7 protein-coding genes and 2 pseudogenes are annotated in these 10,257 nt (G+C 26.2%); all 9 read left to right on the top strand.

The window, feature by feature from the left end; all coding sequences use genetic code 11:
* The coding region (locus CHF27_RS12870; RefSeq protein ID WP_115976281.1) for a VanW family protein at positions 1-1,174 on the top strand (1,174 nt) is incomplete at its 5' end.
* 205 nt (positions 1,175-1,379) lie between these two features.
* The gene (locus tag CHF27_RS12865) at positions 1,380-1,649 is read left to right on the top strand and encodes a hypothetical protein (protein WP_095405346.1); all 270 of its coding nucleotides are present in this window, start codon (positions 1,380-1,382) and stop codon (positions 1,647-1,649) included.
* Between the two features lie 602 nt (positions 1,650-2,251).
* Positions 2,252-3,145, top strand: a complete 894-nt coding sequence (locus CHF27_RS12860; protein WP_095405347.1) for a sulfide/dihydroorotate dehydrogenase-like FAD/NAD-binding protein — start codon at positions 2,252-2,254, stop codon at positions 3,143-3,145.
* Positions 3,145-4,557, top strand: a complete 1,413-nt coding sequence (gene gltA, locus CHF27_RS12855) for an NADPH-dependent glutamate synthase (protein WP_095405348.1) — start codon at positions 3,145-3,147, stop codon at positions 4,555-4,557. Before CHF27_RS12860 ends, gltA begins: the two co-directional genes overlap by 1 nt.
* Positions 4,558-4,708: 151 nt before the next feature.
* Positions 4,709-6,358: a M20/M25/M40 family metallo-hydrolase gene (locus CHF27_RS12850; RefSeq protein ID WP_095405349.1), complete on the top strand. Its 1,650-nt coding sequence runs from the start codon at positions 4,709-4,711 to the stop codon at positions 6,356-6,358.
* 353 nt (positions 6,359-6,711) lie between these two features.
* Entirely contained in the window at positions 6,712-8,145 is a 1,434-nt protein-coding gene (locus CHF27_RS12845; protein WP_095405350.1) for an MATE family efflux transporter, read from the top strand.
* 182 nt (positions 8,146-8,327) lie between these two features.
* Positions 8,328-9,371 carry a Fic family protein gene (locus tag CHF27_RS12840; protein ID WP_095405351.1) on the top strand — a complete coding sequence of 348 codons (1,044 nt, stop codon included), beginning with the start codon at positions 8,328-8,330 and terminating at the stop codon, positions 9,369-9,371.
* A gap of 52 nt (positions 9,372-9,423) precedes the next feature.
* Positions 9,424-9,594: pseudogene (locus tag CHF27_RS14510) on the top strand (hypothetical protein); the annotation flags it as partial.
* Between the two features lie 135 nt (positions 9,595-9,729).
* A pseudogene (gene wecB, locus CHF27_RS12830) lies at positions 9,730-10,149 on the top strand (non-hydrolyzing UDP-N-acetylglucosamine 2-epimerase); the annotation flags it as partial.
* Positions 10,150-10,257 lie beyond the last annotated feature (108 nt).

Here is a 10,257-nt window from a genome sequence, read left to right as displayed (position 1 = left end):
AAGTTCATTAGGTATGAATAAGCATAATCTTATAGAAGATAACAAAATATATAAGAACATATATATACAAAATGTAGATGTAGGAGGTAGTACTTTAAAAGAAGCAAAAGATAAAATAAATAATAAATATAAATTAAAACCAATGAAAATAATATATAAAAATAAATTTTGGAATATAAAACCAGAAGAAATAGATTTAAACTACAATATAGAAAAAGCATTAAATGAAGCATATTTATATACAAGAAGTAATGATAAACTTGAAAATTTAAAAAGATACATTAATCTTACTTGCTCTAAAAAATACAATATAAATTTACAAGCTACTTATAATGAATATAAATTAAGCAATGTAATTCAGAAGATATCAAGTGAAATAGATGTTAAAGTAAAACAGGCATCATTGAAAATAAAAGATTCTGGTGAATTTGTTATAACATCATCTAAAGAAGGTATAGAAGTAGATTTTATAAAATTAAAAGAAATAATATATAATATGATATTAAATAAAAATATAAAAGATATAAATCTGCCTATTAATGTTATCAAGCCTCATATATCTACAGAGGATATTAAATCCATAGATTCTATTTTAGGTCAATATAGCACTAGCTTTAATGATCATAGTGCTAGAGGAGAAAATATTTATATAGCTGGAGAAAGTACAAGTGATATAATTATTATGCCACAGGATGTGTTTTCATATAATAAATCTACAGGAGAGAGAACATGGACCAATGGATATAAAACATCAAAAATAATAGTAGGAGGAAAATATGTTAATGGAGAAGGTGGAGGAGTTTGTCAAGTATCCACTACAATATATAATGCAGCACTTTTATCTGGTTTACAAATAGAAGAAGTTCATAATCATACTTTTCCATCACGCTATGCGCCAAGGGGAAGAGATGCTGCAGTATCATATGGATATATAGATTTAAAATTTAAAAATCCATATTCACATCCTATATACATAAAGAACATCGTTAAAAATGGAGCAATTACATCTAAAATATATGGATGTAGCCAAGATATAGAAAAAGTATATATAAAGACTGAAGAAAAACATGAAAAGGACAAAATTTTAGTTAATACCTATAGAATTTATTTAGATGAAGAAAATAATAAAATAAGAGAAGAATTGATATCCAATAGTAAATATAAATTAAAATAATTTATTAGTTAATATATTATGCAAAATGTATAAAATTTGGATATTATGTATAATATACTATTATAAGAATTAATTAAATAAGTTTGTATATATAATTCTTTGAAAATTTAAATTAATTCATAATAAATATACACACAAAGGAATTGTATAACAATATAAAATTAAATTATATCGTATATGATGTACAGAAAGGTGAAATTATACTATGAATGATTTATCATGCAAAATACTATTTGACATAATAGCTCAAGACACTACAAGATTAAACTATGAAAGTTATTTCAAGGAAAATAAACAATTAAGTGAATATGAGAAGATAATAAATTTTGATAAAGCAATAGAGTACTTAGAATGCAATAGGTATATTACATTTCTATATGATAATCATAAAAAAAATGCTTATGTAAATGGTAAAATATCAACTTTATCTATAGAAGGAGTAAGAATAGAACCAAAAGGATCATTAGTTGTATAAAAAACAATGAGTAGTTATAATAACTGCTCATTGTTTTTTTATTTCATTTAAAGTAGTTAATTTAAAAAAGAATTTTTATAAAAAATGAATTTTTAGAAAATTGTGAATAAATAAACGGAGTACATAGTACGGTATACAATAAGAAATATTTAAAAAAATAATAAACTAAATTAAACTTAATTTTTGAAAGTGATTTTAGAAATTTTAATAATATAGTTAATTTATTAAAATAAAAAATCAATTATAAAATATAAATTATTTATTTGAAATAATGTTATTACAAAGATAGCAAAATATAGTATACTTTAAGTATATAAAGAGTTAAAACAATAACAAAAAAATTGATATTGATAGGGAAGTTAATTGATATTATAGTAGTTTATTAATCTCATAAAGAAAAACAAGTATAAGGAGGAATGCCTATAATATAAGTTAATTTGAATTATTCAATTTGATTTAAATTGTAAAAATAAAATGTACTTTTTAAGTATTTATATATAACTTTCCTATACTTACTTATCAATAAGTATTGTGATATTTTTTTGCAATTCTTTAATTTAAATGGTGGGTTTAAGTATAATTGACAGAATGGAGATAAAAATATGGGGAGTAAAATAGTAAGTAAAAAACAATTAACGGATAATATTTATTTAATGGACATAGAAGCGCCTAGGGTTGCAAAGTCAGCTAAACCAGGGCAATTTGTAATAGTAAAAATAGATGAAAAAGGTGAGAGGGTTCCTCTTACTGTAGCTGATTATGATAGAGAAAAAGGAACTGTAACAATTGTATTTCAGACAGTTGGAGCATCTACGAAAACGTTATCACTTCTTAAGGAAGGAGATTATATAAGAGATTTTGTAGGTCCTTTAGGTCAGCCAAGTGAATTTGTAAAAGAAGATATAAAAGAATTAAAAGATAAAAATATAGTATTTATAGCAGGTGGAGTAGGAACAGCACCAGTTTATCCACAAGTAAAATGGTTTAAAGAAAATGGACTAGATGCAGATGTAATAATAGGTTCAAGAACTAAAGATTTAGTAATACTAGAAGATGAAATGAAATCTGTGGCTAAAAATGTATATGTAGGAACTGATGATGGTTCTTATGGATTTAATGGTAGAGTTACTGATTTATTAAAACATTTAGTACAAGATGAAAATAAAAAATATGATCATGCAGTTGTAATTGGTCCTATGATAATGATGAAATTTATGTGTATGATGACTAAAGAATTAAATATACCTACTACAGTTAGTTTAAATACGATAATGGTAGATGGAACTGGCATGTGTGGAGCGTGCAGAGTTAGAATAGGAGATCAAATAAAATTTGCATGTGTAGATGGTCCAGAATTTGATGGACACTTAGTAGATTTTGACGAAGCTATGAGAAGACAATCTATGTACAAGACGCAAGAAGGAAGAGCTTTATTAGAATTTGAAGAGGGTGATACTCATCACCATAGTAATTGTGGATGCGGGGGTACTAAATAATGGGAAATAAAATGGCCAGAACACCAGTAAAAGAACAGCCAGCAAGTGAGAGAATAGAAAATTTTAAAGAAGTTTGTATAGGATATAATATGGAAGAAGCCGTAGTAGAGGCAAATAGATGTTTAAGTTGTAAAAAGCCAAAATGCGTAGAAGGATGTCCAGTAGGAGTTAATATACCTGGATTTATAGCAAAACTAAAAGAAGAAGATGTAGAAGGAGCTGCTAAAGTTATAGCTGAAAGTAGTTCTTTACCAGCAGTTTGTGGGAGAGTGTGTCCTCAAGAAAATCAATGTGAAGGAAAATGCGTATTTGGTAGAAAAGCAGGTGCTATAGCTATAGGTAAATTAGAAAAATTTGTGGCAGATTGGTCAAGAGAGAACAATATAGATTTAACTGATACAAAACCTAAAAATGGTAAAAAGGTAGCTGTAATAGGAAGTGGACCAGCAGGACTTGCATGTGCAGGTGATTTAGCTAAATTTGGATATGATGTAACTATATTTGAAGCAATGCATGAACCAGGTGGAGTTTTAACTTATGGAATACCTGAATTTAGACTTCCTAAAAAAGAAATAGTTCAAGCTGAGATAGAAAATATTAAAAAATTAGGTGTAACTATAGAAACAAATGTGATAGTAGGTAAAACGGTTACAATAGATGAACTTGTAAATGAAGAAAAATTCGAAGCTGTATTTATAGGTTCAGGCGCAGGGCTTCCTAAGTTTATGGGAATAAAAGGAGAAAATGCAAATGGTGTATTTTCAGCAAATGAATTTTTAACTAGAGTAAATCTTATGAAAGCTTATAGAGAAGATTATGCTACACCGATAAGAGTTGGTAAAAATGTTGCTGTAGTTGGAGGCGGTAATGTTGCTATGGATGCAGCAAGAACAGCTTTAAGACTGGGTGCAAAAGCTCATATAGTGTACAGAAGAAGTGATGCAGAACTTCCTGCAAGAGCTGAAGAGGTACATCATGCTAAAGAAGAAGGCGTAATTTTTGATACATTAACAAATCCTACTGAAATTTTAGTTGATGAAAATGGAAATGTTAAAGGTATGATGTGTGTGAAAATGGAATTAGGAGAACCTGATGCATCAGGAAGAAGAAAACCGATAGTTATAGAAGGATCTGAATTTGAACTAAAGGTAGATACAGTTATAATGTCATTAGGAACAAATCCAAATCCACTTATAACATCTACAACAGATGGATTAGATACAAATAATAGAAAATGTATAGTAACAAACGAAGCAGGACTAACTTCTAAAAAAGGAATTTATGCAGGTGGAGATGCTGTAACAGGAGCTGCTACAGTAATATCAGCTATGGGAGCAGGTAAAAGTGCAGCTAAAGCGATAGATGAGTATATAAGAGAGAAAGGTTATTCAACTGGTATACAATACGCATAAACTTTATATTCGTATAAAAAAGAGTGGAAGTATATCCACTCTTTTTTTTTGAAAAACACTATTTAATAATAATATAGTAAGTATTATAATTAATACTATATTTAAGTTTATATAAATTTAAGAGGATAAGGATTATAGGAGGAATTAAATTATGTGGTCAAAAAAAGATGATTTATTAAATCTTACATTAGAGCTTGTAGCACAAAAGAGTGTATCTGCAACTAGGGATGAAAAGTGTATGGCAAAGTTAGTTCATAAAAAATTATCAGAACTAAGATATTATAAGGAAAATCCAAAACATCTATTTATAGAGCCTGTAAATGATGATTTAGATAGATATTTTGTATGTGCTTTAATGAAATCAAAGAAAAAGACAGATAAGACATTATTGACAATAGCACATATGGATACAGCAGATATAAAAAATGCAGGTATATTAAAAGAGTATATACTAAATCCATATAAATACACAGAAAAGTTAAAAGAAAATATAGATATGTTAGACGAAGATTCTAAAAAAGATTTATTATCAGGAAAGTGGCTATTTGGTAGAGGAATAATGGATATGAAGATGGGACTTGCTATGCAGATGTCTCTTATTGACTATTATAGTGAAAAAGAAGATTTCGAAGGTAATATATTAGTAATTGCAGTTCCTGATGAAGAATCAAATTCACAAGGAGCTATAAGTGCAATACCGTTTGTAAATAAAATAATAAAAGAGCATAACTTAAAGCCATTAGCTGTATTAAATAGTGAACCAGATTTTGGATTATATCCAGGAGATGATAATAAATATATATACTTAGGTAGTTGTGGAAAATTACTTCCAGGATTTTATATTGTAGGTGAAGAGGTTCATGTAGGAGAGAGTTTATCAGGTCTAAATCCAAATTTAATAGGAGCTGAAATACTATCTAGAATGGATTTAAATATTGATTTATGTGAAAAAGTAGGAAATGAAGTGCCTATGCCTCCAACATGTTTAAAATATGAGGATACAAAAAAAGATTATAACATTCAAATGCCACCATCATCAATAATGTACTATAATTTACAGACATTAAATAGCAATCCAAAGTTAATTATATCGAAACTTAAAGAAATATGTAACGAAGCAGCAAAAAGTGTTATAGATAAAGTTAAAAAATCTAAGCAACAATATACAAAGCTTAGTGGTTTAGAATTTGAAGATGATAATTTGGATATAAAAGTATTTACATTTGATGAATTATATAATAAAGCTTATGCTCAATTTGGAGAAGAATTTAGAAGTCATTTAGATGAAAAAATAGGAAATTGGGTAAATGATGATAGTCTTGATGATAGAGATATAAGCACAAACATAGTGAAATTATTATGTGATTATGTAAAAAATGAGGGACCGTGTATAGTTATATTCTTTGCACTTCCATATTATCCTCATGTAGGAATAAATGAAAATGAAGAAGCTTCAAGTAAGATATTAGATGTAGTAAACAATACTATAAAAATTGCAAAAGAGAAGTATGATATAGACATAAGAATACAAAAATATTTTAAAGGTATATCTGATTTAAGTTATTTTGCATTACAAGATGCAGATGAGGTAATACAATATCTAAAACCTAATATGCCTTCTTTAGGATACCGATATAAATTACCATTAGAGGAGATAAGAAAATTAAATGTACCAGTTTTAAATTATGGACCACATGGAAAAGATCCACACAAGTTTACAGAGAGAATATTAGTAGACTATTCATATGAAATAACTCCAAGACTTGTTAGAGAAATAGTTGAAGGTATACTTAGTATTTAGTATATTTAAGTTTTTATTGGTTTCTAAGGGATAAAATATCAATATAAATTACCCCTTAGAAATATACCAAAACCTTATGAAGGAAAGGTTTCAGAAAGGTATTAAATGATATAAATTTCCTAGGAAATTTGAAAAATATCTATATGAAAAATTCGAAATATTAATTAAGAAACATTTAAACATCAGATATTATTATAGGAACTATAATAATAAAAACTGCATACTATATTAATGGTGGAAAAAGGTTAAAATAATTAAACTAAAAATATATACATAAGTTATGTAATTATTTATTTAAAAGTAAATAGTTGTAAATGCAACTGTTTGAGCGGAAAACAAAGGAGGGAGAATATATGAAAGATGAACAAATTTTAGGAACGGAATCTATTGGTAGATTATTATTTAAATATTCAATACCAGCTATAATAGGTATGGTGGTTAATGGATTATACAATGTAGTTGATAGAATATTTATTGGAAATATACCTGGAGTTGGACCATTAGCAATAACTGGGTTAGGTGTAACAATGCCTATAATGACTATTATATTAGCATTTGGTATGCTAATAGGAATTGGAACAGCTACTAATATATCTATTAAGTTAGGTCAAGGCAAAAAAGATGATGCTAAAAAACTTATAGCAAATTCTATAACACTTTCAATAGGTATAGGAATTATTATTACTATAATAGGAATTATATTTGCGGACACTATACTTAAATTATTTGGCGCAAGTGAGAAAACATTAGTATACGCTAAGGAATATATAAATATTATATTAATAGGGTCTGTTGTAAATATATTATCATTTTCGTTAAATCATGCAATAAGAGCTGACGGAAGTCCTAAAATATCTGCGGGTATAATGATAATAGGTTGTTTAACAAATATAGTATTAGATTATATTTTAATATTTAAGTTTGATATGGGAATAAAAGGAGCGGCTATAGCAACAGTTTTATCGCAAGCAATTACAGCATTTATTAGCTTATATTATTATTTATCAGGAAAATCAAATTTAAAATTTGAAAAAACAAATTTAAAACTAGATAAAGAGTTGGTTAAATTAGTGCTTGCTATAGGATTATCACCTTTTGCTATGCAGCTTGCAGCAAGTATGGTGCAAATAATAGCTAATAATTCATTAAAATCATATGGTGGAGATTTAGCAATAGGAGCTATGACAACTATTTCATCTATAGCAATGATATTCTTAATGCCTATATTTGGTATAAATCAAGGCTCTCAACCTATAATAGGATTTAATTATGGAGCTAAAAAATTTAAAAGAGTGAAGAAAGCATATTTAATATCACTTACAGCAGCAACGATTATATTATGTGGAGGCACATTTATTGTACAAATTTTCCCGGAAATAATAATAGGACTATTTAATAAAGATAAAGAGTTAATGAATATATCTATAAATGGTTTAAGAATATATTTATTAATGCTACCTATAATAGGGATATCAATTACAGGTACAAATTATATACAATCAATTGGAAAAGCCAAAATGGCAATGTTACTTAGCTTATTAAGACAAGTAATTTTATTAATACCATCAATATTAATACTTCCAAAATTTTTTGGATTAGAAGGAATTTGGATGTCACAGCCATTATCTGACTTTATAGCAACTTTTATAACTGCAATAGTATTGATGAGAGAAATAAGAAGTTATAAAAATATAGAATTAAGAGAATATGAAGTAATTAAGGAGAAAGAAAGTATAGAAATAAATTCAAAAATGGCAATTGAATCAGATGTAAATAATTTAATATAAAAATGAAAGTCTAGGTTAGCCTAGACTTTTATTTTTTAGATTTATTAAGATTAATGTAGATTTAAAATGATAAAAATAGTAAAAATATATATAAATACAGTATAAAATTGTAAAAGAATAAAATATATGATAAAATTAAAGCGCTATTATGACTATAGCATTTAATTTTATGGAGTGATTTTATGAGTTTTTTAATTGAGAACAAAGTTGAAAATATTGCTGTTAATATGAATATAGTTAAGTCATTGTCAAAAATAAATGAATATAAAGGAAGACAAATACTATACAAAAAACAGCCAAAAGAAATTTTAGAAAAATTATCTAAAGTAGCTTTATTGGAATGTATTCAAGATACACCAAGAGAATCAATTTCAGATGAATATGAAATTGGTTTAGATAGAATTATAAGTAATAAGGAAATACCTAAAAATAGAAATGAAATTTGTGTTGTTGAATATAGGGATGTTTTAAAAACTATAAATAGTGGGTATGAAGATATAGAAGTAACATCTAAAATGATTTTAGAACTTCATGGTTATTTACATAAATTTTCAAGAAATATAGGAGGAAAGTATAGAGCGGCTAATGAAATATCTGAAGAATTTTATTTTAGTAATAAACAAATAAGAATAAAAACTCCAAGAATATTAAACGTACAGAAATCTATAGAAGAATTATGTAAAGTTTACAATGAATCAATTGTATCTGATAAAGCAGATATTCTTATTTTAATAGCAGTATTTATATTAGATTTTATAACTATACGCCCTTTTGAGTATGGGAATGTAAAGATGGCCAAATTATTAATGATATTATTATTAAATAAAAATGGTTATGAAGTAGGTAAATATATAAATTTAGGAAAATTTTTTGAAAAAAAGTCTGAAAATTCATTTAAAAATTTATTTAATGAAAATTCATATGTTGATTTAAAAATATGTGATATTAACATTTGGTTAAATTATTTTTTACGAGATATATTAGAATCTTATGAAAAACTTGATTATAAATTAAATATAGTAGAAATAAAAAAAGAAACAAAAACAAGTAAAATTGAAAAGGTTATAAACGCTACTTTAGGATATTTTACAAAAGATGATATAAGAAGAATGTGCCCAGATATACCAACACCAACTATTAATAGGGTTTTTAATAATCTTAGGAAACAAAATAAAATAGAAGTGATAGCAAAAGGTAGAAGTGCTAAATGGAAGAAGAAATACTAAGTAACATTTAATTATATTTTTACATATTTTAAATTAATGTAGTGGTAATTATAAATGGATTATAGATGCTATAAATTATGCAGTTATTAAAAATATAGATATTATTTCTATGTCATTAGGTGGTTCACAAGATGTAATTATTAAAGCTATTGAAAGTAATGTTTTAGTAGTTTGTGCAGTAAAAAATAGATATGTATATTTAAATCCGTATATAACTATATAAATAAAAGTATAGAATCAAGGAGTTATTTCAAAATTATAATTTTGAGATAACTCTTTTATTATATAAAAATATGAATATAAATATAATTTAATGAAAATATATTTAATATATAAATAAATGTTAAAGGATGATAACATGTCAATAAAAGTAATGACGATATTTGGAACAAGGCCAGAAGCTATAAAAATGGCTCCTGTTGTAAAAGAGTTGGAAAATAGAGATGAAACAGAAAGTATAGTATGTGTAACTGCTCAACATAGAGAAATGCTAGACCAAGTTCTAAAAGTATTTAACATAAGAGTTGATTATGATTTAGATATAATGAAAAAAAATCAAACATTATTAGATATTACTTTAAAGTCATTAGAAAATTTAGATAAAGTAATTAAAGAGGTTAAACCTCAAATAGTTTTAGTACATGGAGACACTACAACTACTTTAGCAGGAAGCTTAGCTGCGTTTTATAATAAGGTAGAAATAGGTCATGTTGAAGCTGGACTTAGAACATATAATAAATATTCTCCATACCCAGAAGAAATAAATAGACAAATTACAGTAATAAATAGTTTATAAAATCTTACAAAAAGATTGTAAAAATATAAACTATACTGCGTATGTAGAGAAATCTGCATAGGACACGACTTTAAAACCAGTAAACCCTAA

The organism is Romboutsia maritimum (assembly GCF_002251085.2).
GTDB classification, from domain to species: domain Bacteria; phylum Bacillota; class Clostridia; order Peptostreptococcales; family Peptostreptococcaceae; genus Romboutsia_B; species Romboutsia_B maritimum.
Note: the sequence above shows the minus strand (reverse complement) of the source record. Positions and strands in the feature narration are given on the sequence as shown.

Bases quoted from the DNA above. Each gene is read 5' to 3' on its own strand.
- gltA (WP_095405348.1), top strand. From the start codon at position 3,145: ATGGGAAATAAAATGGCCAGAACACCAGTAAAAGAACAGCCAGCAAGT.
- CHF27_RS12850 (WP_095405349.1), top strand. From the start codon at position 4,709: ATGTGGTCAAAAAAAGATGATTTATTAAATCTTACATTAGAGCTTGTA.
- CHF27_RS12865 (WP_095405346.1), top strand. From the start codon at position 1,380: ATGAATGATTTATCATGCAAAATACTATTTGACATAATAGCTCAAGAC.
- CHF27_RS12845 (WP_095405350.1), top strand. From the start codon at position 6,712: ATGAAAGATGAACAAATTTTAGGAACGGAATCTATTGGTAGATTATTA.
- CHF27_RS12840 (WP_095405351.1), top strand. From the start codon at position 8,328: ATGAGTTTTTTAATTGAGAACAAAGTTGAAAATATTGCTGTTAATATG.
- CHF27_RS12860 (WP_095405347.1), top strand. From the start codon at position 2,252: ATGGGGAGTAAAATAGTAAGTAAAAAACAATTAACGGATAATATTTAT.